General features: G+C 36.7%; 18 protein-coding genes. 6 read left to right on the top strand and 12 right to left on the bottom strand.

The genetic code is table 11. The annotated features are described in order from the left end of the window. The first annotated feature begins 44 nt into the window (after positions 1–44). Positions 45–3026 (top strand): TonB-dependent receptor, encoded by a 2982-nt coding sequence (locus IEV57_RS09370; RefSeq protein WP_188442020.1) that lies wholly within the window; start codon positions 45–47, stop codon positions 3024–3026. Between the two features lie 75 nt (positions 3027–3101). Here IEV57_RS09370 and IEV57_RS09365 read toward each other — a convergent pair whose 3' ends face one another. From IEV57_RS09365 to IEV57_RS09355, 3 genes are read right to left on the bottom strand one after another with little or no spacing between them, the layout of a single operon-like run. Next, positions 3102–4394, bottom strand: a complete 1293-nt coding sequence (locus IEV57_RS09365; protein ID WP_188442019.1) for an acetyl-CoA hydrolase/transferase family protein — start codon at positions 4392–4394, stop codon at positions 3102–3104. Positions 4395–4396: 2 nt separating this feature from the next. After that, complete coding sequence (locus tag IEV57_RS09360; RefSeq protein WP_188442017.1) at positions 4397–7045, bottom strand: cation-translocating P-type ATPase; 2649 nt, start codon at positions 7043–7045, stop codon at positions 4397–4399. Then, positions 7042–8121 (bottom strand): site-2 protease family protein, encoded by a 1080-nt coding sequence (locus IEV57_RS09355; protein WP_188442015.1) that lies wholly within the window; start codon positions 8119–8121, stop codon positions 7042–7044. Before IEV57_RS09355 ends, IEV57_RS09360 begins: the two co-directional genes overlap by 4 nt. Positions 8122–8477: 356 nt before the next feature. Between IEV57_RS09355 and IEV57_RS09350 the strand changes: the two genes are divergently transcribed. The 5 genes from IEV57_RS09350 to IEV57_RS09330 all read left to right on the top strand — a co-directional run bounded on the left by IEV57_RS09350 (position 8478) and on the right by IEV57_RS09330 (position 16652). Further along, positions 8478–11858 (top strand): methylmalonyl-CoA mutase family protein, encoded by a 3381-nt coding sequence (locus IEV57_RS09350; RefSeq protein WP_188442013.1) that lies wholly within the window; start codon positions 8478–8480, stop codon positions 11856–11858. Between the two features lie 221 nt (positions 11859–12079). Continuing rightward, the gene (locus IEV57_RS09345) at positions 12080–12493 is read left to right on the top strand and encodes an OsmC family protein (RefSeq protein ID WP_188442011.1); all 414 of its coding nucleotides are present in this window, start codon (positions 12080–12082) and stop codon (positions 12491–12493) included. Then, positions 12493–12732, top strand: a complete 240-nt coding sequence (locus IEV57_RS09340; protein ID WP_188442009.1) for a hypothetical protein — start codon at positions 12493–12495, stop codon at positions 12730–12732. Before IEV57_RS09345 ends, IEV57_RS09340 begins: the two co-directional genes overlap by 1 nt. A gap of 24 nt (positions 12733–12756) precedes the next feature. After that, positions 12757–13761, top strand: coding sequence for a PDC sensor domain-containing protein (locus IEV57_RS09335; RefSeq protein ID WP_188442007.1), 1005 nt, complete (start codon positions 12757–12759; stop codon positions 13759–13761). Continuing rightward, on the top strand, positions 13758–16652 hold the full coding sequence (locus IEV57_RS09330; RefSeq protein ID WP_188442005.1) for a hybrid sensor histidine kinase/response regulator: 2895 nt from the start codon (positions 13758–13760) through the stop codon (positions 16650–16652). The genes IEV57_RS09335 and IEV57_RS09330 overlap by 4 nt, the downstream gene beginning before the upstream one ends. Positions 16653–16667: 15 nt before the next feature. Here IEV57_RS09330 and IEV57_RS09325 read toward each other — a convergent pair whose 3' ends face one another. The 9 genes from IEV57_RS09325 to IEV57_RS09285 form a co-directional block, all read right to left on the bottom strand. Continuing rightward, entirely contained in the window at positions 16668–17978 is a 1311-nt protein-coding gene (locus IEV57_RS09325; RefSeq protein WP_188442003.1) for a dihydrolipoamide acetyltransferase family protein, read from the bottom strand. An 82-nt stretch (positions 17979–18060) separates the two neighbouring features. Further along, on the bottom strand, positions 18061–19326 hold the full coding sequence (locus IEV57_RS09320; RefSeq protein WP_188442002.1) for a competence/damage-inducible protein A: 1266 nt from the start codon (positions 19324–19326) through the stop codon (positions 18061–18063). Positions 19327–19395: 69 nt separating this feature from the next. After that, positions 19396–20181 (bottom strand): SDR family oxidoreductase, encoded by a 786-nt coding sequence (locus IEV57_RS09315; protein WP_188442000.1) that lies wholly within the window; start codon positions 20179–20181, stop codon positions 19396–19398. Continuing rightward, positions 20178–20678, bottom strand: coding sequence for a dihydrofolate reductase (locus IEV57_RS09310; protein ID WP_188441998.1), 501 nt, complete (start codon positions 20676–20678; stop codon positions 20178–20180). Before IEV57_RS09310 ends, IEV57_RS09315 begins: the two co-directional genes overlap by 4 nt. Before the next feature lie 141 nt (positions 20679–20819). After that, positions 20820–21740 (bottom strand): DUF4412 domain-containing protein, encoded by a 921-nt coding sequence (locus IEV57_RS09305; protein ID WP_188441996.1) that lies wholly within the window; start codon positions 21738–21740, stop codon positions 20820–20822. Positions 21741–21821: 81 nt separating this feature from the next. After that, positions 21822–22277 (bottom strand): RES family NAD+ phosphorylase, encoded by a 456-nt coding sequence (locus IEV57_RS09300; protein ID WP_188441994.1) that lies wholly within the window; start codon positions 22275–22277, stop codon positions 21822–21824. Continuing rightward, entirely contained in the window at positions 22274–22696 is a 423-nt protein-coding gene (locus tag IEV57_RS09295) for an Xre family toxin-antitoxin system antitoxin (protein ID WP_188441992.1), read from the bottom strand. The genes IEV57_RS09300 and IEV57_RS09295 overlap by 4 nt, the downstream gene beginning before the upstream one ends. Positions 22697–22765: 69 nt before the next feature. Beyond that, positions 22766–23695: a methionyl-tRNA formyltransferase gene (fmt, locus tag IEV57_RS09290; protein WP_229744290.1), complete on the bottom strand. Its 930-nt coding sequence runs from the start codon at positions 23693–23695 to the stop codon at positions 22766–22768. A gap of 323 nt (positions 23696–24018) precedes the next feature. Further along, positions 24019–26967: a S9 family peptidase gene (locus IEV57_RS09285; protein WP_188441990.1), complete on the bottom strand. Its 2949-nt coding sequence runs from the start codon at positions 26965–26967 to the stop codon at positions 24019–24021. Between the last annotated feature and the right edge of the window lie 16 nt (positions 26968–26983).

The following is a 26983-nucleotide window of genomic DNA, read 5'->3' as shown; positions in this document are numbered from 1 at the left end:
ATAATTGGATTGAAATTATTAACAATTAACCCAAGATTAAACATATGCTAAACTTTACTAGAAGAACTTGGCAAATAGTATTTTCACTATTTGTCATTGTTTCCTTAAGCACATCTTCGGTTTTTGCTCAGACGACGAATATTTCGGGCACAGTGACTGAGGAAGGATCGAAAGAAACACTCGTAGGGGTGAATATTGTGGTGAAAGGAAAAGTAATCGGAACAGTTACCGACTTACAAGGTAACTTTAATTTACGCGTCAATCAGGCACCGCCATTGACTTTGATATTTTCGATGGTTGGCTTTTCAAGCAAGGAAATAGAAATCACCCAAGAAAATGTTTCTAATCTTCAGGTCACCCTTGCAGAACAATCAATCCTTGGACAAGAGGTAGTTGTATCCGCATCTCGAATTGAAGAAAGTGTTTTGAAATCACCTGTAACTGTAGAAAGAATGGATATTATTTCTATTAGGGAAGCTCCTCAAGCGAGTTTTTATGATGGATTAAATAATATGAAGGGAGTGGAAATGAGTACACAATCAATGACTTTCAAGTCTTTCAACACCAGAGGTTTTAATGCAAATGGAAACGTAAGAACAGTGCAACTAATTGATGGAATGGATAACCAAGCTCCTGGCTTGAATTTCTCAGTTGGAAATATTGCTGGTATCTCCGAATTAGATTTAGAAAGTGTTGAGTTGCTTCCGGGTGCTTCTTCTGCTCTATATGGTCCAAACGCCATTAATGGTATACTACTAATGAACAGCAAAAACCCTTTTCAATATCAAGGATTGTCAGTTCAAATGAAAGGTGGTATAATGAGCGAATCAACTAGGTCAAACCCAAGTACTGGATTTACGGATTTTGCCGCAAGATATGCAACAGCTTTTAATGATAAATTAGCATTCAAGGTGAACGTATCATACTTGAAAGCAGATGACTGGCAAGCAAATGACTTTAGAGATCAATCTTTATCCAACGGGTTTGGAATTGAAAATGGAACTCGGGAAAATAATCCAGGGTACAACGGTGTCAATATTTATGGTGATGAAACAGGCCAAAGTATGAGAGGAGTTGCTCAAAGTCTGATTGCCAATAATCTTTTACCTGCAGGTGCTTTAGGCTTAATTCCGGATCAAACCATAACAAGGACAGGATATAACGAAAGAGACTTAGCAGATTATGGTACAGAATCTTTGAAATTGAATGCAGCACTTCATTGGAGATTAAATGATAATGTAGAGGCAATTTTACAAGGTAATTATGGTACAGGTACAACCGTCTATACAGGTGCAGATAGGTATTCTATAACCGGATTCAGTATTGGACAATATAAGCTTGAGTTAAAGGGGACAAATTGGTTTGTGAGAGGTTATACTACTCAAGAAAGATCAGGAGATTCTTATGCGATAGGTATTGCAGGTCAAGGAATAAATGAAGCTTGGAAAAATAGTCCTCAATGGTTTGGGGAATATGTAGGTGCTTTTGTAGGTGCTAGAGGGCAAGGTTTAGATGAAGCTAGTGCACATAATGCTGCTAGAAATTTTGCTGATATAGGAAGGTATGAACCTGGGTCATCTCAATTCAATGCAGCTTTAGCAGATGTAAGGTCAAGGCCAATACCTGGAACTGCCGCAGCTGTTGGGGCTAGATTTGTAGATAAGACAAACTTATATCACCTTGAAGGTTCTTACAGCTTTAAAGATATTACCTGGGCTGATTTTGTTGTTGGAGCAAATTACCGTGTTTATGATTTAAATTCAGATAGAACATTATTTGCAACTGATGAAAATGATGAAGAGTTTTCTATAACCGAATTTGGCGGCTATGCACAAGGAAGTAAAAGTTTGTTTGATGATAAATTAAAGTTGACAGCTTCTGTTAGATATGATAAGAATGAGAACTTTCAAGGTCAATGGTCTCCTAGAGTTTCAGCAGTCTATACTGCGGGAAAACATAATTTTAGAGCATCTTATCAAACAGGATTTAGGATTCCTACTACTCAAGAGCAGTATATAGATTTGAGAACTCCTCAAGCAAGACTCATTGGTGGATTGCCGCTACTAAGAGATAGATATAATTTCAATTCAAATCCAGTCTATTCTTTACAAACAGTAACTCAATTTGGAGGTGCTGTACAAGCATCTGCTGCAACCCCTCAGATTCAACAAGCTGCTCAAGCTCAAGCTACACAAATTGTAATGGCACAGGTAAATGCAGGTCAAATCCCAGCGGATCAAGCACCTGCGGCAATAGCTGCATTAACAATGCAATTAGTGCCTGTCGTTGCTGCTGGAGCAAATATAAATCAATTACAGGCTTATGAATTAAAAGAGTTTCAACCAGAAAGAGTAAAATCTTTTGAAATTGGTTATAAATCTTTGTTAGCGAACAACAAACTGTTAATTGATGGTTATTATTACTTTAATAGGTTTGAGAATTTTATTGGAAGCCAAGTTTTAGTACAAGATGCAAACTACCAACCAGGAACTCTTCAGACTGATTTAGGTTTAAATTTGTTACAAGCAAGTACTCGAAATGTTTACTCAATGCCAATAAATAGGTCAGAAATTATAAATTCTTTCGGTTGGGCTTTGGGTCTTGATTATAAATTACCTAAAGGATATACTATTGGTGGAAATGTCTCGTATAACAAATTGTCAAATATTGAAGATTTAGGTGATTTTCAGCCAGCATTTAATACTCCTGAATATCGAACAAATATAACTTTTGCTAATCGTGAGGTATTTAAAAATTTTGGTTTTGCTTTAGCTTACAGATGGCAGGATGAATTTGCATGGCAGTCTACTTTTGTTGCTCCAGAAGTTTCTTCCAGACAATTGTCTGTTGTGCCTGCTTACGGCACAATGGATGTTCAAATGAGTTATAAAATTAAATCTATTAAATCTATCGTTAAAATGGGTGCTACAAACCTATTTGGGGATGGGTATACTCAGGCATGGGGGAATCCTACTGTAGGTACAATGTATTTTGTTTCTTTAACGTTTGATGAGTTCTTGAATTAATTATACACTTTCCATAACAAAACAAAAAGCCACCCAATCGGGTGGTTTTTTTATATCTGAAAATCTCAACGAGAATTATCGTGTAGCATATACATAGCTGCCAAATCGATCAATTATCGCTCGTTCTAAATCTTCTCGGTGATCTGGATGAGAGATTTTCATCAGTTCATAAGCACGTTGTCTGAGGTTTTTTCCATAGAGATAAGCTACGCCAAACTCTGTAACCACATAGTGCATATGAGCTCTTGTCGTTACTACTCCAGCTCCTTGTTTGAGGAACGGAACAATCTTACTGGCACCTCTTCTTGTAGCTGCGGAAAGTGCCATGATCGGTTTCCCACCTTCTGAAAGCGCGGCTCCTCGCATAAAGTCCATCTGACCACCAACACCAGAATAATGGTAACTTCCTATAGAATCTGCACAAACTTGACCAGTTAAATCTAACTCAAGACAGCTGTTGATTGAAACTACTTTTGGGTTTTTTCTGATCACCGCGGTATCATTGACATAGGCTGCTTCGTGAAAAGAGAAAATTGGGTTGTCATGGATCTTTTGATACATCTCTTTATTGCCTATGGCAAATGAAGTCACGATTTTCCCAGGATGCTTTTTCTTATAAGAATTGGTGATGGCTCCTGATTCTAAAAGTTCGATTACACCATTGGAGAACATTTCTGTATGGATACCAAGATCTTTGTGACCTGTCAATTTTCTCAGAACAGCATCTGGAATGGCACCAATTCCCATTTGAAGTGTTGCTCTGTCTTCTATGAGTTCAGCGATATAGGAACCTATTTTTAATTCGTTCTCACCGATTTTATCACCATAATTTACCTCTGGAAGATTTTCATCTACTTCCACTGCAGCAGCAAATCTGCTAAAGTGAATGTGTCCATCACCGTGGGTTCTTGGCATCTGCTTATTCACTTGCGCAATAATCAGTTTGGCAGTTTCAATAGCTGGTTTTGCAATATCTACCGACACTCCGAGCGAACAATATCCATGATCGTCTGGCTCTGAGACATTGAGGATTGCTACATCGATTGGAAGGATATTGTTTCGGAAAAGTCTCCCTATTTCACTTAAGAAAATCGGTACATAACCGCCTTGTTCGCTGTTGACGGCTTGCCTTACATTTTCAGACACAAAAAGAGAATTCATAAAAAAACTTCCTAAACAATCAGGAGTTGCCAAAGGCATATCTCCTAAGGTTGAAATGGAAACGACTTCCACATCTCTCAGTTCTTCTTTTCTGTTTGCGAGAGCATGCAAGAGGTGAGTTGGAGTAGCTGCACTTCCATGAATGAATATTCTTTGATTACTTTTTACATGTTTGACAGCTTCTGCTGCGCTTGTGTACTGATACATAGCTATATAGTTTTGTAGTTTTTGATGTATTTATAAATTTCTCCTGCCCAAAGCGTAAGAGATGATAAAGCGATCCATTTGACAAATTCGATGAAATTGACAGGCCTAAAATCAAATAGTTGAGCAAAAATCGGAACTTCAATGATCAATACTTGAATAAGGATAGAGATGATCAAAGCATAATTTACCCATTTATTGCTGAAAAGCCCGATTTTGAAAATAGATTGATCAAGATTTCGCATATTGAAAACATTGAAAAGCTGGGTAAAAGCAATGACAATAAATACCATTGTCCTCGCTTTTTCTATACCCAAGGGCAAATAAATTTTGAAAGCGGCTATTGCCAAACCAGTCATGATCAAGGTATTGATTAATAGGAATGGGATAATATTTTTTGTGAGAATATTTTCTTTTGGATTGATCGGAGGTGATTCTAGTTCATAACCTTTTCCTTTTTCTGCGGCCAGGGCTTTGTCACAAAACCCATCAGTGACAATATTGATCCATAGAATCTGTGTTGCAGTCAAAGGAATAGGTAAGCCAAAGGATATAGAAGTAATCAATGTCAAAATTTCAGCAAAATTAGTAGTGACTAGGAAAAAGCTAGTTCTTCTCGCATTATTGAATACTATTCGCCCTTGCTCAATGGCTTGAACGATTGTGGAGAAGTTATCATCTGCCAACACCATCATAGAGGCATCTTTAGCAACATCTGTTCCCATGATCCCCATTGCAATCCCAATATTTGCCTGTTTGAGTGCGGGAGCATCATTCACACCATCCCCAGTCATAGCTACAAGCTCGCCTGCTTCTTGTAGTGCCTTGGCAATCTTCAACTTCATTAAAGGAGTCAGTCTCGAAAAAACATCAGCTTCCTGAACTGCTTTTTTGAATTTCTCTTTAGTCATTTGCTGAAGTTGGGTGTCTGTGTAGACTATCTCTCTTCCCGATTTGACGATTCCCACTTTTTTGGCAATTGACAGAGCAGTATCTGCGTGGTCACCTGTAGCCATGATTACCCGAATGCCTGCTTTGTGACAGGAAGCTACAGCATCGATTACCTCAGGTCTTGGTGGATCCATCATTCCTGCTATACCTACAAATTCTAAATATTCGTCTTTTTCTAAATCTGCTCCGATTTTCCTTGCCAGTGCCAACACCCGAAGGCTATCTCTAGACCAAGATTGAATTTTACTAAGAATTAATAATTTTGCATCACCATCTAAGGCATTCCCTTTTCCATTTTTGTCAAGAAAGGATGTGCATCTGTCTAATATTGGCTCAGTAGCTCCTATATAAAACCTCAATTCATCATTGTCTTTTAACAGTTGTGTAGATCTGTACTTAAGTTCAGAACTGAAAGCTATATCCTCGATTATACGTAGAGATTTTTTCTTTCCAGCTTTATTCCCCAATACTAAAAAAGCGGCTTCTGTAGGGTCTCCGATAACTTTGAGTAGATCGTTTTCACTAACTTCTATAGCAGATTGATGGCAATGTGCAGCGATTTCTAATAATATCTCAAGAGAATTAGCGTCTTTTTCATCACCCAAAAAAGTACCTTTGCTTTCCCAGCCTTCACCAGTCACTTCTACATCTGAAATACCATGTGTCCACACTTTTTTAATCGTCATGGTGTTTTGGGTGAGTGTCCCTGTTTTGTCAGTGATGATAGTACTCACAGACCCCAGACTCTCAGTAGCTGTCATTTCTCTAATAATGGCGTTTTTCTGAGACATTCTATAAGATCCCACTGCCAATACAATAGATAATACAGCAGGAAGCCCTTCTGGAATTGCAGATACTAAGGCTGCTATAGAAATCAACAATAATTCGCTTGTCTCTACTTCAAGCACCAAATAACCAATTATAAAAAGCAGAATAGCACTTCCTATTGCGATGAAAGCCATTTGCATGGCTAACTTATCCGTTTTCTTTTGAAAGTTTGTCTTCTTAGGAATGATACCCTTCAGACTGGAGGCAATTTGTCCAATTTGGGTTTGTAGCCCTGTGGCGGTGACTACAGCTCGGATACTCCCACTAGACACAAATGTGCTTTTCCAGACCATATTTTTCTGGTCTGAAAATCCACATGGGCCTTCGTGAACTTTTTCAGATTTCTGAACAGGGACTGATTCACCTGTTAGTGATGCTTCGGATGTTCTTCCGTTTTTTTCATAAATTATTCTTGCATCAGCAGGGATGTTATCTCCCTCTTCCAAGACAAGAATATCTCCTAGAACCAAATCTTCAGAATTGACCTTCAAGAGCTGTTTGTTTCTAATGACTTTACATTGGGGAACCAAAAGCCCTTTAAGCGCAGCTAGCGCCCCCTCGGCCTTGTATTCTTGGACAAATCCAATAATAGCATTGATTAGAATAATCCCCAAAATCACATAGACATCAACATAGTGCTGTGTCAGAAAAGATATTCCAGCAGCCACAAGGAGGATATAAACCATCAGGTTATTAAACTGCTTGATGATTAATTTGAAGAGTGATTTTTTATCCGGATCAGGAAGAGTATTCTTACCAAAATGTGCAAGTCTTCTCTTGACCTCCTCTTCAATCAGTCCATTTTGATCTGAGTTCAATTGCTTAAGTAGAACTTCAGATTGAATCAAATAAGGATCTTTGATTGGAGAGATCATTTCGATAAAGCTGATTTTACTAAAATAAATTCGGTAATGTTATCTTGGTCTAATATCCCCAAGAAATGCCCGTTTTCTATGACAAAAGCAACCTTTCTCTTTTTGATCATCATGTTTTTCCATGCCTCTTCCAATTCCATTTCGGTCTCGATTTTGTATGGGCTAAAATCAGCTACAACTTCAATTTTGGTGTTTTCATCACCATTCTGAAGTCCTTGGATAATTTGATCTTTACTCAATGTACCGACAGCGACGTCATCTCTGACTACGACAAAGTGTGTAGCTTGGCTATCCAGTAATTTTTGGATAGCTTTTGAAAGCGGAGCATCAAAAGCTAAGATCTGGAATTTCAGCATCATGGCATCTTTGACTTTGAAGCCCTTAAGGAAACTTGCCTGCTGCGTGTGATTGACTTCGGCTGCAGCACCAAGAAAAATAAAGATCCCAATTAGGACAAGGATTGGATTATTAAAAAGTCCATAAAAGATAAATGCTAAAGCGAGTACCTGCCCGATACCACCAGCTATTTTGGTAGCTTGGGCTCTTGGAAGTTTGATTGCTAATAAAGCTCTCAATACTCTACCTCCATCCATAGGAAATGCAGGAAGTAAATTAAAAAGCGCTAATATAAGGTTGGCTACAGCCAAATACATTAGAAAGGAATTTGCGTCAATATGCATAGCCTCAAAGTTTTGGAAATCGGTTCCAACAACTGTGAGTATGATGGCTAGAAATAGAAATATACCAACATTAACAAGCGGACCAGCTAGGGCAACCCAAAGTTCTTGTTTTGGGTCTTCAGGAAGTTTTTCGAGTCTTGCAACACCGCCAATGGGCAGTAGCGTGATATCTTGCGTACTGATTCCATATTTTTGTGCAGCGAGAGCATGACCGAATTCATGTAATATTACGCAGAAGAATAGTCCAAATACAAAGAGTAGTGTCCAGAGAATATCTTCAACTGGAGCATTAGCCCTAAGGTTAGAAATGACGATCCATAATAACAGCAAGGAAAAAGTCCAATGGATAAAAACTTTGACACGCTTGTAGGTTCCGAGATAGAGCGAAAGTTTCATGAGCTAATTTTTAATCATTTAAAGACTCCTTAATATAAGAATTGGAGCTTTCTTCTCACAAAGAACGGGTTAATCCTTTCCAAATTTCATGACAAAAATCAGTTAATAGGCTGATTTCACTTAATTTTAAAATATTGTATTTTATTTTGAATCAGGAGGGTATTATTATTCTGTTTGGGGAATAAGCAGAGAATGAATCATTTAATCAGAATAATATTTCGAAAACCTTACTTTTCATTACTGCTCAAATCTTCTATTTTTCTTATATTCGCAATCAGAAATTTAAGTATAAACTTAAATTGACTAATTTGGCTTTAACCTTCGTAGAAAGCATATAATATAAACCCAATTCATACATGTCAGTTGTAACAGAAATTTATAAACCTAAAAATCATATCCGACTTGTAACAGCCGCGTCACTTTTTGATGGACACGATGCTGCAATCAATATCATGCGTAGAATCATCCAATCTACTGGTTGCGAGGTGATACATTTAGGACACAATAGATCAGTTTTGGAGATTGTGGATTGCGCCATTCAAGAGGATGTCCAAGCTATTGCCATTACATCCTACCAAGGCGGACACGTTGAGTTTTTTAAATACATGTATGACTTGTTGAAAGAAAAAGGGGCGGGTCATATCAAAATTTTTGGAGGTGGAGGAGGAACTATCCTGCCCGAAGAGATCAAAGAACTTCATGAATACGGAATCACAAGAATCTACGCACCTGATGACGGAAGGTCAATGGGCTTGCAAGGTATGATCAATGACCTTGTAAAAAAATCTGATTTTCCGGTAGGAAAAAATCATAAAGGAGGAGAAGCACTGGATAAAGACAATAAGCAAGAACTCGCAAAATTGATTTCTGCTGCTGAAAATTTCCCAGAGGAAAGTAAATCGATCTTGGAAAAGGTGAGAAAACTCTCTTCGAAAAGTAAAACGCCAGTTTTGGGTATCACAGGGACAGGTGGATCAGGGAAATCCTCCTTGGTAGATGAATTAGTGCGAAGATTTTTAATTGATTTTAAGGAAAAAAATATTGCAATTATTTCTGTCGATCCATCAAAGAGAAAAACAGGAGGAGCTTTGCTTGGCGATAGAATCAGAATGAATGCGATTCATCACCCTAATGTGTACATGCGTTCTTTGGCTACGAGGCAGTCGAATCTGGCTTTGTCAAAGTATGTTCAGGATGCAGTAGATATCGTGAAAGCTGCAAATTTCGATTTGATTATATTAGAAACATCTGGAATTGGGCAATCAGATACGGAAATTATTGAACACTCTGACATGTCTCTATATGTAATGACGCCTGAGTACGGTGCAGCTACTCAGTTGGAGAAAATCGATATGTTGGATTTCGCTGATGTCATAGCTCTTAATAAGTTTGACAAAAGAGGAGCACAAGATGCGCTTCGAGATGTCAAAAAGCAGTACAAACGCAATCATAATCTCTGGGAAATTGCAGACGAGGATATCCCTGTGTTTGGCACGATAGCCTCGCAGTTCAATGATCCAGGAATGAATTCTTTGTACAAAGGGATTATTCAAAAGTTGGTAGAGAAAACAGGAGTTGACTTGAAGACTTCCTTTGAAGTGACAGGCGAAATGTCCGAGAAGATATATATTATCCCACCTTCAAGAACGAGATATTTATCTGAAATTTCTGAGAATAACAGAAATTATGGCAAGTGGGCAGAAGAGCAAAAAGAAGTCGCTCAGAAGCTTTTTAGCATTACGAAGTCCATTGAGGCGATTGCCATGACCAACATTGAAGACAAGGATCGATTGGTAAAAGAACTACAAGAAGTCTATGCTCAAGTAGAGTTGGAATTGGATCCGAAGAATAAAAAATGGCTTGAAGATTGGCCTGCGAAAGCGCAAAAATATAGAGATGAATACTATGTTTTTAAGGTAAGAGACAAAGAAATCAAAGTAAAAACCCATACTAAGTCACTTTCAGGGAGCAGTATTCCTAAAGTTTCCCTTCCGAGATATGAAGCTTGGGGAGATTTGTTGAAATGGGGTTTGACGGAAAATGTACCAGGAGAATTTCCATACACTTCAGGTGTATTTCCATTTAAGAGAGAGGGCGAAGATCCGACAAGGATGTTTGCAGGAGAAGGAGGACCTGAGCGAACGAACAAGCGTTTTCACTATGTGTCTAAAGGTTTGCCAGCAAAGAGGCTTTCAACAGCTTTTGACTCGGTGACACTTTACGGAGAAGACCCAGATTACAGACCTGATATTTATGGTAAAATCGGTAATTCTGGTGTAAATATCTGCTGTTTGGACGACGCAAAGAAGCTGTATTCGGGCTTCAATCTAGCAGATCCAATGACATCTGTATCGATGACTATCAATGGTCCTGCTGCGACGATGACGGCATTTTTCATGAATGCAGCCGTTGATCAACAATGTGAAGTTTACATCAAAGCCAATGGCTTGGAAGAAGAGGTAAATAAGAAAATAGATTCTATCTATAAGGATAAGGGCGTTCAGAGACCTCAATATCATGGTCAAATTCCAGAAGGAAATGATGGACTTGGGTTGATGCTACTCGGTGTAACAGGTGACGAAGTATTACCTGCTGATGTTTATGAAAAAATCAAAACTGAGACAGTTGCAAAGGTCAGGGGAACTGTTCAAGCGGATATCTTGAAAGAAGATCAAGCGCAAAATACTTGTATTTTCTCGACTGAATTTTCATTGAGATTGATGGGAGATGTGCAGCAGTATTTTATCGATCAGAATATTAGAAATTTCTATTCAGTTTCAATTTCGGGTTATCATATTGCAGAAGCTGGTGCAAATCCAATTACCCAATTGGCACTGACACTTTCTAATGGATTTACCTATGTGGAGTATTACGTTTCGAGAGGAATGGATATCAATAAGTTTGCTCCAAACCTTTCTTTCTTCTTTTCGAATGGCATTGATCCAGAATATTCTGTAATCGGAAGAGTAGCAAGAAGAATTTGGGCGAAAGCCATGAAATTGAAATATGCTGCCAATGAACGTTCGCAGATGTTGAAATATCATATTCAAACATCTGGGAGATCCCTTCATGCGCAGGAGATAGATTTCAATGATATCAGGACGACGCTTCAGGCACTTTATGCAATTTATGACAACTGTAATTCATTGCATACGAATGCTTATGACGAAGCCATCACTACCCCTACAGAAGCATCTGTAAGAAGAGCGATGGCAATTCAGTTGATCATCAATAAAGAACTCGGATTGACCAAAAATGAAAATCCACTTCAAGGTTCCTTCATCATCGAAGAACTCACTGAGTTGGTCGAAGAAGCTGTTTATGTAGAATTTGATAGAATTACTGAACGTGGCGGAGTATTGGGTGCGATGGAGACGATGTATCAGCGTGGTAAAATTCAAGAAGAAAGCTTGCATTATGAAATGCTCAAGCATACGGGTGAATATCCAATCATTGGTGTGAATACCTTCTTATCTTCTGAGGGATCACCAACGGTTACTCCAGGGGAAGTCATTCGAGCAAACGTAGAGGAAAAAGAAGCTCAAATTATTACGCTTCACAATCTTCATAAGAAAAATGAAGATAAATCCGAATCATGGATAACAGCACTTCAAGAAGCAGCAGTTCGCAATGAAAATATTTTCGAAAAATTAATGGATGCAGCAAAGTATTGCTCCTTGGGACAAATCACTCGTGCACTTTACGAAGTAGGAGGGCAGTACCGTAGGAATATGTAAGAGAAGGAGAGGCTAGATTTAAGATATAAGAAGTAAGATTCAAGACATAAGATTTCCATTTGCAGAGAGTATTCTATTTATAATTCTGAGTTCTTCATTTTAAATTTAAAAAATGGTGAATGCAGAACTCAGAATTATTGATAAGGGGATAATCTATCTATATGCCAAATCTTTAAGCTTTCAAACCTTCCAACTAATTTAAAAATTTCAATTCAAAAACCATGAGCAAAAGAAACGTAACTGTCCGAATGAAAGCGGATTACGAATATGAGGCTGTCAATCAGCAGGGAAATGTAGTAGAGATAGATATGTATGATGCTCCTAACAAAAAGGCTCAGTCACCTATGGATCTTTTGTTATCAGCTTTAGCAGGTTGCGGATCTGTGGATGCAGTAGGGATGATGAAGAAAAAGCGAAAAACTATTGTCGATTTTTATGTAGAAGCCGAAGGTGATAGAAATGATGGGATTCCAGCATTTTACAAATCGATTCATCTGAGATTTGTCTTAGTTTCTCCAGATGCTACGGAGGAAGAGTTTAAGAAAGTCGTTGCATTATCAGTAGAAAAATATTGTTCTGTAGCCTCTTCTTTAAAATCAGAAATTACATTTAGTGCTGAAGTGATAAGACCCTAATGAGAGTTGTAAAAGAGTTTGTAAAAGAGGATATCAGAATATCAATCTTTTCATGGAACAATAAGTACTTAATCAAATTCGAATTAGGTCCAATGGAACAAACTTTCAAAGTTCCTGAAATGGATATCTTAGAAGAAGCTGACTTAGATGTATTCTGTGAGGGGGAATTTTGGGATGCCGTGAATATTAGATTCAAAGAAATGGGTCAAAGTCTTCAAAAACAGCTTGAAAATCTTTAGCTTTAGGAAAACTCCTAGAGAAATATGAAGCGATTTGGTTTCCTACCTCTTTTTATTCTGATTTTTACATTTTCCTGTGGCTCAAAAGAAGAGAAGTTGTCTTCCGAGATGCCTATGGAAATTCAAACCTTTATTTCCCTAATTGAGTACGATTTTGAGCTTTTAGAACAAGAAATAGAGAAAATTGAGACAACGATTTTAGATCTTTTTTCAAACAAAGAGGATGTTTTAAAAAATGCTGATAGGTTAAAATATAAAATTGAGGGTACTTTTGCCAATGCAGCACCTAATGCTGATCCAAAGAAAAGTACGCTGTATATCCCTACAACTGGATTGGATAAAGAGGCTGTGGAGGAAATGATTTATTTGACCAATCCACTTGATGATGTTTTTAAGAAAGTTTTGAAGGATAATGATGTCATCACTCAAGTTTATTTTAATAGTGCAATACAGCTGAATAGACTTTATCCTCCTTATGACGCTCGAACCATGTTAGATCCTGACTTGGATGTTACATCTTTTAATTTTTACTATAAGGCAGACGAAAAGAATAACCCAAACAGAGATTTAGTATGGGTAGATGAAATTTATATAGATCCAGTAGGAAAGGGTTGGGTTTTATCTCTATTGAATCCAATATATTTTGAAGATCAATTAAAGATGGTTTTGGCTTTTGATATTTCGATAAACTCAATACTTGAAAATTACTTAGCAAAGACAAGTCGTCAATTGGTGATTATCGATCAAACGGGGACTGTGGTCGCAGGTAAGCCAAAAGCAATAGAAGCACTTTCTTTGCCACCTCTTAAAAATCACACTTATTTACAGACAATTACACTAGATAGTTTTCGACCTGAAGAATATAATTTATTCAAGAGTAAGAGCAGAGAAGTTAGGAAAATGATATCCCATTTGATGCTAGCAGGAGGAACTAACTATGATCTTGAAGAAGGATTAGAAATTTATGAAGTTAAATCCTATGATATGAAAAGGTTGAATTGGTTGATCCTAGATGTGGCAATTAAATGATAGAGTTTGATTCAAGATTTTCAAAAAGTTATAGCACCGCATATCGTTGGTTTGTAGCAACTGGTGTTGTTGTGGTGATGCTAATTTTCTTTTTAGCATTCAATTTTTTTAATGCGCTAACAGACAATCAGTTGGATGCGAGAGAGCAGTTTCTTAATAAACAGGTAGAACTTGCGGCAAAGGAAATTCAAAATAAGTTTGAGACAACCTACGAAGATTTAATCTTTTTCGTGAATAATCTCGAACCGTGGACCTATGAAAGAGGCGGGAATGAAGAATTAGCTTTTGAAATGCGTGCGAGAAGGATTTTCAATAACCATAGGAATATATTGGATACCCTAATTGTTTCTTTTCCAAACAAAACAGTATCCTTTCATTTTGATGAAAAGAATAATTTCAATAAGTCAATTTTAGACTCTGAAGATTTTATACTTGAAAGCAGGTCTAGTAAAATCAAATTTGAAAATCCATCAAAAGGAGTTGAAATCATTGGTATTTTTAATTTGGATAGATTTCTGGGTGATGAATTAGGAAATTACTATTTAGGATTGTCAAGTGAAAAGCTATTGTATAGAAATGGTGAGCTTTTTGGTTTATATGAATATCTCCCCAGGCCAGGGTATAAAATCCTACCATCTACATCTGAAAAATTAGACAAAGATGTGAAGAATGGTCTTAGAGGTGGTTATCAAGGTTTTTTGATCAATGAAATTGAAGGTAAACAATTTGAAGCCATTATTTTTCAATATCCTTTCAATTTATATCCACTGGAGGACACCTTATCTGTTGTTTTCATTCAAGATAAGCGGATAGCTACAGCGGGCATTTATAGTACCTACTTTTATCTTTTGATTGGATTAATGTTTTTACTGCTATTGGTAATTTTGATATTATATCGATTTATAAAAAATGCGAGGATTTCTAATGAAATATTAAAAGAGAATTCTGAAAAGATCAAGGGCCTATTCAAACAACAAAGCTTGCTACTTCAGGAATCCAAAGGATTTATCTATTTTCAAGATTCTCAGAGAAAAATGACTAGTGTAAGTTCTGAGGTCAAGGATGTCTTAGGGTATGAAGCGGATGGTTTTAGAACAAGTTTTCATAAATATATTTCTAAGGAGGATTTAAATAGGCTCAATAGTGTAATTACTGATTCTATAGAAAAGCGTTTAGATAACTTTTCTATTGAGTTTGACTTTTTACATAAAAACGGTGAATGGTTGAGAGTTAGAGTTTTTGAAAAATTATTTTTTGATGATCAGGGACAATTTACTGGAAATGTAGGGATTTGTACTGATTGTAATGATCGCTATTTGTCGGAGCAAGAGTTATTGAAGAGTAATAATAGATTGGTTTCTGTACTTAAAAGTCTACCCGACATCATTTTTATATATAGTAATGAAGGTGTTTTTTTAGATTATTTTGTACAAGATGATTCTTTGCTGATTAGTTCGGCACAAGATTCCATGGGTAAAACGATTATGGAAATTCTTCCGGAACCATTGAATCATAAGATCATGGAAGGTTTTGAAAAAGCTAGGAAAACTGGAAAGCTCGAAACAATTGAGTTTGAAGCTATTTCTAGGTCTGGAAAAAAAATCTATGAAACTAGACTTTTTAAATTGGATGAGGAAAGGATGATTTCTATAGCAAGAGATATCACGGGCCAAAAGCTTTGGGAAAAGGGTCTCCAAGAAGCAATGGAATCTGCAGAGCTTTCTAATCGGGCAAAGTCTGAATTTCTCGCAAATATGAGCCATGAAATCCGAACTCCTATGAACGGGCTTCTTGGGATCATAGGATTGATGGAAAAAACCGAGTTAAGTAAAAATCAAAAAGAATTTTTGCAAGTCATAAAAGATTCTGGGCAGTCTCTTTCAGGAATTATTAATGATATTTTGGATTATTCTAAAATTGAATCGGGCATGATGAAGCTTGAAGGTTCGGTATTTCATTTCAAAAAAGAAGTAGAGAAGATTTTAAAAATTTTTACTGCTTTGATTCAAGAAAAAAACATTAAGCTCAAATACCAATTTGGGCCTTTAATGCCAGAGTATATTGAGCTTGACAAAGAGAAGTTAGGACAGATTTTATTTAATTTAATTGGAAATGCAATCAAGTTCACTCCAAGAGATGGAGAAATATCAATACAAATGTTTGGAGAGGCATTTTTAGAAAGCAATGTTATTTTACATTTCTCAATTACTGATTCAGGAATAGGGATTCCTAAAGATAAAATTGATTCTTTAATAGAACCTTTTGTTCAGGTAGATGGAAGCGCTACTAGAGAATATAGAGGTACAGGTTTAGGTCTAGCAATATCGAACAAACTCATAGAATTAATGGGGGGTGAGTTGAAAATTGAGAGTAAAGAGGGCAAGGGATCTACATTTTCATTTAATATTTTTGGGAAAGTTTGGACAGAGGAAGAGCATGTTTTAGATAGCTCAAGTTCTATTGAGGAGGAGGATTTTATATGGGAACAAATGGCCAAATCTTATCCAATGTCTATTTTATTGGTTGAAGATAATGAGACCAATTTGAAATTTATGAAAATGTTGATGAAAGAATTGGGTTATGAAGTTACGATTGCAAACAATGGACTTGAAGCAGTGAACTTTGTAAAAGACAGAGATTTTGACTTGATTTTTATGGATATTCAGATGCCAAAAATGAATGGATTGGAAGCTACAAAAATCATCAAAGGTTTAGAAACTAAAAGAAATATTCCAATTGTCGGGTTGTCAGCAAATGCTTTTCAAGATGACATCAATGAAGCAATTGCGACTGGTATGGATTCCTATATCGCAAAGCCAGTGCAGGTAAAAGATATAGCCCTTATAATCAAAAAGTATTTTGAAAGTAAAATTAAAAAGGAGGTCAATTGACCTCCTTTTTAATTTTTATAACTCAGTATCTAAATTGAATTCTTCCAGGTAATCTGCTACTCTTTTTACAAACATTCCTCCTAATGAGCCATCTACGACACGATGATCGTAAGAATGTGAAAGGAACATTTTATGTCTTATAGCAATTACATCTCCTGTTGGAGTTTCTACGACAGCAGGTTTTTTGGTTATGGCTCCTACAGCAAGAATTGCAACTTGTGGTTGCATAATGATCGGAGTTCCCATCACGTTACCAAATGAACCTACATTCGAAATTGTATAGGTTCCTCCTCCTAGTTCGTCTGGTGAAAGCTTATTGTTTCTAGCTCTTAGAGCCAAATCATTTACTTTTTTAGATAATCCAGTTAGGTTAAACTGATCTGCGTTTTTGATATTTGGAACGATCAGATTTCCACTTGGCAATGCAACAGCAATACCAATATTGATGTCTTTTTTCTTAATAATCTTATCTCCGTCAACAGAAATATTGATCATTGGAAAATCCTTGATCGCTCTGGCAACAGCATGAACAAAAAATGGAGTGAAGGTTAATGCCTCACCTTCTTTTTTCTTATAAGCATCTTTCACCTTGTTTCTCCATAGAACTATATTGGTTACATCTGCTTCAACGAAGGACGTCACATGAGGAGAAATTCTTTTAGAATCTAACATTCTCTGCGCAATCATCTTACGCATTCGATCCATTTCGATAATTTCATCACTTGCAGAAATACTAACCTCAGCCTTAGGCATTGGCGCACTTGCGGATGGCTTAAGAGCGGGAACAGGTGCAGCAGATGTTTTCTGTCCTCTGTTTTTGATATATCCTAAAATATCATTTTTTGTAACTCTACCTTCTTTGCCAGTTCCAGAAATGGATGCCAATTCAGATTTTGAGATATTTTCTTCTTTAGCAATGCTCTGTACAAGCGGGGAATAAAATCTATCATCTCCTACAGAAGAGTCATTATTTGAAGCTTCTGATACAATTGCAGCAGTGTGAGCTGGAGCAGCCGCAATTAATGCTTCTTTTGGAGAAGAATCTTCTTTCACAGCTTTAGGACTTTCTCCATTAGAAACATCTCCATCAGTTTCAATGATTGCTATCGGTGCACCTACAGCAACGACATCGCCCTCTTTTACTAAAATTTGCTTCAATACCCCACCGTGGGTAGCGGGAACTTCCGTATCAACTTTATCTGTAGCAACTTCTAGAACAGATTCATCTTGCTCTATTGTATCACCTTCTTTTTTAAGCCAAGTTAGGATGGTTCCCTCTATAATGCTTTCACCCATTTTGGGCATTATCATTTCTACAGTTGCCATGTTCTTTTATTTAATTGGGTTTATTTCTAACTTTTAAAATTAAATTTTATTTTAGGTATTACAAAATCATTTAATAAAATTTTTATTCTGTTTTTCCACTAATGCACAATCTCAGCATATTGAGCGCCGCTACAGCTGTCAATTGGATATTGAGCATGCGATCTTGGGTAAGCTGGAGTTTTTTGGTAATTGTTTTTCCTTCCATTGCACAAGCTATCCAAACTGTACCAACTGGTTTTTCGGCCCATCCACCCTCAGGGCCTGCAATCCCACTACTTGCTAGGCCAAAATCTGCACCAAACATTTTTCTGACATTTTCTGACATTTGAATGATTGTCTGTTCACTGACAGCCCCATAGCTTTTCAAAGTGTCTTGATCTACATTTAAAACACTATTCTTGAATTCGTTGTGATACGGAACTAAGGCACCTTGGAAATATTTACTACTTCCCGGAATGCTGGTAATCAAATGAGAAATGTATCCACCGGAACAGCTTTCGGCTAAAGCTACTTTTTTGTCAGCTTGTTTCAAAAGTCTGCCGATAGACTCTTCCAGAGTTTCTTTATTGTAGCCAAAAATATATTTTTCAATGTATGGCTTCACCAAATCAATTTGAGTTTCTACAGCAGCCTGAAGTTCATCATAGTCATCTCCAAAGGCGGTAAGTCTTAACTTTACCTGTCCTAAAGATGGTAAATAAGCTAGTTTGATATTTTTAGGTAAATTATTTTCCCAATCTCTAATCAAATCTGCTAGCCAACTCTCACCAATTCCTACAGTTTTGATTACTTTATGATAAATAATGGGCAAAGGGAATATTTCCTTGATTTTTGGAAGGACGAAATCTGTCATCAGTTTCTTCATCTCGTGTGGAACGCCTGGCATGGACATCCATACAGTCTCGTTTTCTTCAAACCACATTCCAGGAGCAGTTCCTACTTCATTTGGTATGTACGTGCATTTGGTTGGAAGGTGAGCTTGAAGTCTGTTTAAATCGGTTAATTCCCTTCCTCTTTTTTCAAAGAAAGTCCTTACAGCTTCCAGTGCTTCTGGTACTAGCTTGATGTCACAATTGAAATATTCTGCTAAAAGCGGTTTGGTCAAGTCATCGTTTGTGGGGCCAAGACCGCCTGTCATCAAGACGATATCAGCACGTTTTTCTGCCTCTGCAAATGCTGCCATCATTGAAGCTTTGTTGTCTCCAACGGTAGTTCGTCTCACTACTCTTACTCCGATTTTGTCTAATTCCTGACTAATCCAATGACTATTGGTGTCGATAATCTGACCATAGAGCAATTCATCCCCGATAGCCAATATCTCTGCTTTTATTTCTTTATAGTTGGTCATTTATGAGGTCAATTTTTGTCATTCAATGAATTAAATAGATACTTGAACAGATTGTTTAAGAAGATCCATTTATCTCACTTTCGCTTTTCGAATCAATTTGGAGAATAGGCTAGGGAAGAATCTTTTTAAATATACAGCATAGGTCTCTTTTCCACCAATTAGTATTTCTTCCTTGTTGCTCTCAATTCCATTTCTAATGGCTTTTGCGCAAGATTCAGTTGACATTCCTTTGTTTTGAGCATCATCCATTTCGTTCAATGGAGTTCCGTCTCCCGTCAATGCGTTGATAGAGACGTTTGTTTTTATAAAGCCTGGGCAGATCATTGTTACCTTAATATTCTCTTTGAAATTCTCTGCACGAAGAGAATCAAAAAAGCCATGAAGTGCGTGTTTTGCACCTGCATAAGAAGAACGATATGGAGACCCGAATTTCCCGACCAGACTACTGACTACTCCAAAGTGGCCTTTTTTACGAGAAATAAAATGGGGTAGTAGTGCTTTACTTAATGCGATGGTTCCAAAATAATTGATTTCCATTATTTTACGATCCACATCTAAGCTTGTATCTGCTGCAAGTGATCTTTGGCTGATTCCACCGTTATTGATCAGTAAATCTATTTGACCAAAAGCTGATATGGCTTTTTCAACAGTAGCATCGAAACTTCCACTTTGTTCCAAATCTAATGGCAATACGAAAACATCTTCTGGATTTTTTGTTTTCAATCTTACACTTTCTAAAGCCTCTCTTTTCCTAGAAGAAATTATTACTTTATAATCAGCCTTTGTGAATTCATATACTAATGCTTCACCAATTCCCGAAGATGCTCCAGTGATCCAGACGACATTTTTTTTCATGATTTAACTCTTTTGTAAGTGACAAATTCAAAGTTGAATTCATTATTTTCATCTTTTGAAAATTGCTCACTTTGCTCTTTCTTCCATTCCAAAGAATTGAATTCAGGAAAGAAAGCATCTCCTTCTGGATTTGCATCCACTTCGGTGATCAGCATTTCATCACACATCGGGATAGATTCAGTATATATTTGAGCACCACCAATAATATAAACTTGGTCAAGGTTTTTGCTTATACAAAGTCTGATTGCTTCTTCTAAAGAATGAACGACATGATGTCCTTCAGGTATTTCAAAGTTCTTATTGCGGGTGATGACAATTGAAGTTCTATTAGGGAGGGGTTTACCCATGGATTCATAGGTTTTTCTTCCCATGATGATATGATGTCCAGTTGTTGTTTTCTTGAATAGCTTCAGATCAGACTGAAGTCTCCATATCAACTGATTGTCTTTTCCAATGACATTGTTGTGCGCCTTGGCAACGATTAAAGATATTTTCAATGCTCTCTTTGTAAGTTTAGCTTACAAGATACCAAGGAATTTCAAGTCAAAAAACCAAAATGAATAAAGTGTACAAAGAATTCAGAAAATGGTATAATCTTCTTCATCCTTCACATGGCAAAAGCCCATATTTAATGTAGATTATTGGTTTGATTTTAAGATGTTTGGATATGCTTCCATGTCAAAAGTGATTTCTGAAGATTCGTTGATTTCAGTGATTTTGATTTCAGATTTTGACTGATCGATTTTGCTCTCAAAGTACATTTCCATCATATGGCCATTTGGAATATTAGCCATTGATTTAGCTTGGTGATTAGAGGGGTTGATTAGAGGGTTACTGTCGCCCCAAAAAGCAGCACTGCCTTTGATAGGATCTTTTGTAATCCAATAAGTAGCTATTCCATCCTCAGAATCAGCAATATATTCCTCACAAACATAACCATGTATTGTTTTCGTATTTCCTGTTTTTCTCAATTCAAAATCATCTTTTCCCATCTCTTCTTCCCAATCTTCAAGATTCACACTTTCGGCCATTTTGGTGAAATCATAACCATAAGCTATACTGCTTTTTTCTCCATCAGAGTCTAACAGGAAAATCGAAGCATTCCTTTCCAAATCATAAATAAGAATCGTTTTATCCATTTTATTTTTGTCGCGATTCTCAAATTCCATTGCTACAGTTTTCCCACCTTGATCAATGAACGTTTTCATTTCAAAAGGTTCTTGAACTTTGCCTTTTTCATCAGTACTATTGATAAGCATAGTGGAGTACCCTTGAAAATTATATTGAGAAGCTGTTTCTACATCCATTGAAATCCCGCTCAGGATTTTTCCCATATCAAACCCACCTCCTGTAGGCAAATCTGAACCATAGATGTTTTCAAAAGCTTTCTCTAACTGCCTTTGTGCGATTTTCTCAGCTTCTTTCTCCACTCTTTTTTCCAATGCATTTCCCAGTCCTCGAGAAGCTGCCTGCTTGAGCCTATTTCCCAGTTGTGCCTGTGATTCTAGAGAAAATGAAATTATAAAAATGTAAACGAAAAATTTTATCAATTTATTCATAACAAATAGCTTTTAAATAACAAAATAAAGATAGTATTTACTGAGTATAAAATAAAAAAAATAATCGTAATCTATTATTATTCAAGGGAAAAGCCTTGAGTCAAAACTGATTGGTTCTATTGAAATGATTTTCACATTTTCAAATGCATAATGAGAAGGATTGATGATATAATTGCATTCGGAGTGCACTACAACAGAAGGGACTTCTAAGATAAAATGGCTCTTTTTCATCAAAAATGCATCACCGATGTCTTGTGTAAATTGAGATGGAGGTGATTCTCTCCATCCTGGGTTGAGTTCATCAACATTGACTTTTTGGATGAGAATAGGGGGGACTTGAATTCTAATTAATTTAAAATCTTTTGGGGCATTGTTGGGGTTGATATGAACTGCTACTTCTAGCATTGCTAGTGCAACAGATCCAGCAGTGTAAAGAGCAGCCTTCCCTTTGGTATTCCACCTGCCCCCATATAGCATAGAGCCTTGACCACTTAGATCATTGGCATAAGCTTCTCTCGTAATTCGGAAAACAATCATGCAAAAATACCATGCTGTATCCTCCCAAGCTCATCACGAACCAACTCCATCCCGAAAGTAGTATCTAATAATGAATATGGGCTCTGTGAACCTAGTGGAATACTACTCTCAAAAAGCCATGATTTGAAAAGCTGAAAATCACCGAAAACCTCTTCGCCAAATTTGAATAAAAGTCCAAGCTTTAATATTCGCTCGCTATGGATGGATTCAAATGATTTTTGATCTTTTTTGTACCGTTGAAGAGTCCTGTCTGATATGTGCAGCAGGTCAGCCCAGCTATCTTCGGGGACAGGACTCTCTTCCACTATTTTAGAAAAGTCATGATAGGATAGGCCGTTGCGACTGGTCTTTGCCATCCGTAAGGATAATCTATCTCCTGAAAATCCATAACTCGCTACAAAATCATTGACAATTCCCATAACATTATTCGCTTATAGGATAAATGTCGTAAATTTTAAGACAACTGTCAAGTTTTTTAATAATTATTTTTAGTCTAACTTATTGCCTCTCAGGAAGTCATCGATTTTCATTCTTTTCTTCCCTTCCAACTGTAGTTCAATAATGTCTAAAACTCCCTCTCCGCATTGGAATGTTAGATGGGTCTTTCCATCTGTCAGAAAGTCTCCTGACTTAAGATTCAGGGAATTGCTGTCTCTTAATTCAGTTTTATAAATTTTACAGGTTTTTTCATTTAAAGTAGTCCATGCAGCAGGGTAGGGAGATAAACCCCGAACCATATTATGGATTTCAGTGGCGGACTTATTCCAATCAATTTGACATGTTTCTTTGAAAATTTTAGGAGCATGATGCTTAGCTTGACTTTCATCCTGAGGAAGTGCTTTGATAGAGCCTTTTGCAATAGCTTCGATCGTTTTGAGAACTAGCTTGGATCCTCTTTTCATCAGTTTCTCGTACAAGGTTCCAATATTGTCATCTTCAAGAATTTCTTCCTTTTCTTGAAAAATAATGCTTCCCGTATCTATTTCATGCTTTAGAAAAAATGTCGTCACGCCAGTTTCTTTTTCACCATTGATGATGGCCCAATTGATCGGGGCTGCTCCTCGATAGTTAGGAAGGAGTGATGCATGAAGATTGAATGTCCCTTGTGGAGGCATATTCCAAACAGCTTCAGGTAACATCCTAAATGCCACTACCACTTGAATATCAGCACTGAAACTTGCAAGTTCTTCTAAAAATTCAGGAGATTTGAGATTTGTCGGTTGAAGAACGGGGATGTTTAGTTTAACTGCTGATTCTTTAACTGGAGAAGGGATCATTTTTTGACCTCTTCCTTTGGGTTTGTCAGGAGCTGTCACAACAGCCACAACATTCCAACCATTTTCAACTAATATTTCCAAAGAAGGAACCGCAAACTCAGGAGTTCCCATGTAGATAATTCTTAAATCTTTATTCTTCATTTTATATCGATATCTTCAATAGACAAAGGTAGAATTATCTATCAAAGTTGGTACAATGAGAAACTGACTTAAATGCAAAAGCTAACTTTACAATAATTTTTTAGGAGGATAAAAAAAAGTCTCTGTCAATGACGGAGACTTTTTTGTTTGTTGGATAAGATCCCACATAAAACTTAAACACCTAATAGATGAACTCTATAAAGTACTTCAAATATGGAGAAAAAAAATTCAACAAAAAATACCTACATATAGGTATTTTTTGTTGAATTGAATATGAATAATTATATATATAATATTTTTAATTATAAAAATACCTCAATTATTTAGTTGTTACCAAATACTCTCGTCTCCAAATGCTCCTCTAATTTGAGTTTGTCAACACCTGAGGCAATCCAATCTGGAGCATCTTTTTCCTTGAGATGATGATCAAAGAATTCCATCATTCTGACACTATAGTCCTTTCGATTCTCAAGTTTTGACAATCCATGATTTTCTCCTTGGTATTGAACCATAATCACAGGTTTTTTCAATCTTCTAAGCGCATTGTAATATTCAATGCCTTGTGTAAAATCTACTGCTCCATCTTTATCATTATGTAGCATTAGTAAAGGAGTTTTCACATTTTTCACATGGTAAACCGGTGAGTTTCGCTGATATGACTCCCAGTTTTCCCAAGGTGCACCTTTGAATCGGCCTTGAGAAGCTTCGAAAATAGACATGTTACCACCACCTGAATTCCAATAAATCAAATCATACATCGAGATCATATTCGTCAATGGTGCACCTGCCGCTGCTGCCTTGAACATGTCTGTTTGAGTAATTAAGAAGGATGTTTGGTATCCACCCCAAGAGTGACCATGAAGTCCCATTCGGCTTTCATCAATTACTCCTGATTTAATTGCTTCTTTCACACCCGGAAGCACGCACCATACAGCTGACATTCCTGGATCATCCATGGTGTAAACAATGTCTGGGATAAATACTGCATAACCATTACTTGTATAAATATTAGGATTCCAGCCAGTTCCACTAAATCCAGGAGCATTGTAATTATGTAGGGTCTGAGAAAGTTTCTCGTAATAATATATGATCGTTGGATATTTTTTACCTTCCTGATAATTGGCTGGTAAGAATAATGCACCTTGTAGCGAATCACCTTTATCAGAAATATAATCAATTAATTTTGCTCCCGAAGACCAAAGATATTTCCCTGCATCTGGTGTGTTTTCTGTTATTTGAGTCTGCTTGCTAATCTGAGAATCGGTCAAGAAAAATTCAGTTGGCTTGTTGAAGTTTTCTTTAGTGAAGTAAAAGACATCAGCAGATTTAGCTTTTGAGAACCTATTGATATTTGCATCTTCCCAAATCAGTGTTTTTACACCTGCTTGAAGTCCTGATTTACTAGGATCGATTTTTACAATACCGCTTTTCTTTGATTTTTCTCCATAGGTTCTGAAATACTGAGTTTTTTTCCAGTCATAACCTTTTTCTTCATCATCCAACACGAATCTTGACTGGTAACGAATTTTCTCTGATTTACCATTCTTAGTTAAGTTGATGGCTTTTTCTTTTGGGTTTAGTGGTACTTGCCAAATATCCCAACCATCTCTAAGCAAAACATAATTGCTATCATGACTCCACCCAAGGCTTCCATGGAGGGGTTTGGTTACATTATGATCATCCTCAACATCCACAAAAGTTGTTGGAAGTGATTCTGTAATGTTAGTTTTTGTTCCCTTTGCTAGGTCGTATATGTAATAGTGACCATCAAAACCATACATCATTTTAGTGCCATCAGGCGAAGATCTTGGGAAAGAAGAATAGGATGGGAGATAGAATTTTTCGAACAACATTTTCTTATCTCCAGTAGATAGGTCTACCAAATAAATATCTCTATAATTCTGTCCATCTAAGTTTATATCCAACTCATAAGCAGATAAATCAGCACCTAAAGCGTATTTCTCTTTTGGCATCAAAGTGAGTTCTTTCATGCTGCTATCTTGAAGAGCAGTATGTTTGGAGGATTTGATATCATACATGGCCCAGAAGCTGTAGTTTTTATCTTGATTCTCAAGTACCTGTTGTCTGGACTGCAACCTTGCATCTTGCCAATGCCAAATAGTCATGTCAGGTTTAGTCAGATCATCGTTTGAAGAACTTGGTTTTGACTTGGTGCTATCTGCCTTTGCAATAGCTTTCTGAAGATCTGAAATTGACTTGATGGATGTGTCCGCCATGATTTTAGCAAGTTTCTCTTCTTCAGCTTTTTTCACAGAATCTTCATTTACTTTTTTGCTGCTTTTTTCATCTTCTTTTTTTGCAAGAACTAATGGATGAATACCATAGAATAATTCGCTCAAATCCTCAGACCATTGAGGTCTTCTGTTTGGGCTAATGGTGTAAGCTTTTGCGAAATTGACCGAGTCTTTCAAAGGGTCATAGAGCGTCACTTGAGGGCTAGTTAAATTTTTAACACCAATTAATTTCCCTTGGTCTTGCTTGTATTTTTTGTCTTTGACTAATTTTAATAAAGCAAAAGCATCACCTTTTTCAGTCCAGTTGATAGACTTGTAAGAAGCGGCGTCGCTATCTAAAACCTGAGTAGTTCCGTTATTGACATTCATCAAATAAATTCCGTTTCCAGATTGATTTGCTGCATCTACAGTATAAGCGAGGTGAGTACCTGATTTATTAAAAGAAAATTCAAGTACATTACCCATGTTTTGTTTTACTCCGGTTGAAAGTTTTACCAAGAGTAAATCTGATCCTTTTGCATCTCCATTTGTTCCTTCTTTGGTAAGGTTCAAGGCAAGGTGACTTGACATTTCTCCATTGAAAGAAAAGTTAGACACTTTATCAAACTCTGTCTTTTTATCATCAGCTAAGTTCAATAAAATCACTTTTTCTGAGAGGGGTTTTTTAGCCTTTAAGTTTGCTTTTTTCTCTTTCTCTGTTGGATATTCTTTGAAAGCAATCCATTTACTATCTTGAGAAAAAGCCATACTTACAAAATTAGACGAGCCAACTTTGTAAGTTTTCTTATAACTAGGATCATCAGTTTTCTTTATGATCAATTCTCCGTCACCCTCGACTTGTAGCATGGCATAAGCCATCCATTTCCCATCAGGAGAGATATTTACACTATTAGTAGAGATAGATTTCCAAGATGGAATATCTTTCCAATCCATTGGTTTTGGAGCCTTCTCTTCTTGTGCGTAGCTGTTGAATATCAACAGGAATGCTACAAAGGCATAAATCATCTTTTGTTTCATCTTTTTCTTTTATTTG

Source organism: Belliella aquatica (genome assembly GCF_014637795.1).
Taxonomy (GTDB): Bacteria; Bacteroidota; Bacteroidia; order Cytophagales; family Cyclobacteriaceae; genus Belliella; species Belliella aquatica.
The sequence above is the reverse complement of the archived record's forward strand: the minus strand, read 5'-3'. Positions and strand labels throughout refer to the sequence as shown.

Excerpts from the sequence above, each read along its gene's own strand:
- IEV57_RS09370 (WP_188442020.1), top strand. The coding sequence starts at position 45 with ATGCTAAACTTTACTAGAAGAACTTGGCAAATAGTATTTTCACTATTT.
- IEV57_RS09365 (WP_188442019.1), bottom strand. The coding sequence starts at position 4,394 with ATGTATCAGTACACAAGCGCAGCAGAAGCTGTCAAACATGTAAAAAGT.
- IEV57_RS09360 (WP_188442017.1), bottom strand. The coding sequence starts at position 7,045 with ATGATCTCTCCAATCAAAGATCCTTATTTGATTCAATCTGAAGTTCTA.
- IEV57_RS09355 (WP_188442015.1), bottom strand. The coding sequence starts at position 8,121 with ATGAAACTTTCGCTCTATCTCGGAACCTACAAGCGTGTCAAAGTTTTT.
- IEV57_RS09350 (WP_188442013.1), top strand. The coding sequence starts at position 8,478 with ATGTCAGTTGTAACAGAAATTTATAAACCTAAAAATCATATCCGACTT.
- IEV57_RS09345 (WP_188442011.1), top strand. The coding sequence starts at position 12,080 with ATGAGCAAAAGAAACGTAACTGTCCGAATGAAAGCGGATTACGAATAT.
- IEV57_RS09340 (WP_188442009.1), top strand. The coding sequence starts at position 12,493 with ATGAGAGTTGTAAAAGAGTTTGTAAAAGAGGATATCAGAATATCAATC.
- IEV57_RS09335 (WP_188442007.1), top strand. The coding sequence starts at position 12,757 with ATGAAGCGATTTGGTTTCCTACCTCTTTTTATTCTGATTTTTACATTT.
- IEV57_RS09330 (WP_188442005.1), top strand. The coding sequence starts at position 13,758 with ATGATAGAGTTTGATTCAAGATTTTCAAAAAGTTATAGCACCGCATAT.
- IEV57_RS09325 (WP_188442003.1), bottom strand. The coding sequence starts at position 17,978 with ATGGCAACTGTAGAAATGATAATGCCCAAAATGGGTGAAAGCATTATA.
- IEV57_RS09320 (WP_188442002.1), bottom strand. The coding sequence starts at position 19,326 with ATGACCAACTATAAAGAAATAAAAGCAGAGATATTGGCTATCGGGGAT.
- IEV57_RS09315 (WP_188442000.1), bottom strand. The coding sequence starts at position 20,181 with ATGAAAAAAAATGTCGTCTGGATCACTGGAGCATCTTCGGGAATTGGT.
- IEV57_RS09305 (WP_188441996.1), bottom strand. The coding sequence starts at position 21,740 with ATGAATAAATTGATAAAATTTTTCGTTTACATTTTTATAATTTCATTT.
- IEV57_RS09300 (WP_188441994.1), bottom strand. The coding sequence starts at position 22,277 with ATGATTGTTTTCCGAATTACGAGAGAAGCTTATGCCAATGATCTAAGT.
- IEV57_RS09295 (WP_188441992.1), bottom strand. The coding sequence starts at position 22,696 with ATGGGAATTGTCAATGATTTTGTAGCGAGTTATGGATTTTCAGGAGAT.
- fmt (WP_229744290.1), bottom strand. The coding sequence starts at position 23,695 with ATGAAGAATAAAGATTTAAGAATTATCTACATGGGAACTCCTGAGTTT.
- IEV57_RS09285 (WP_188441990.1), bottom strand. The coding sequence starts at position 26,967 with ATGAAACAAAAGATGATTTATGCCTTTGTAGCATTCCTGTTGATATTC.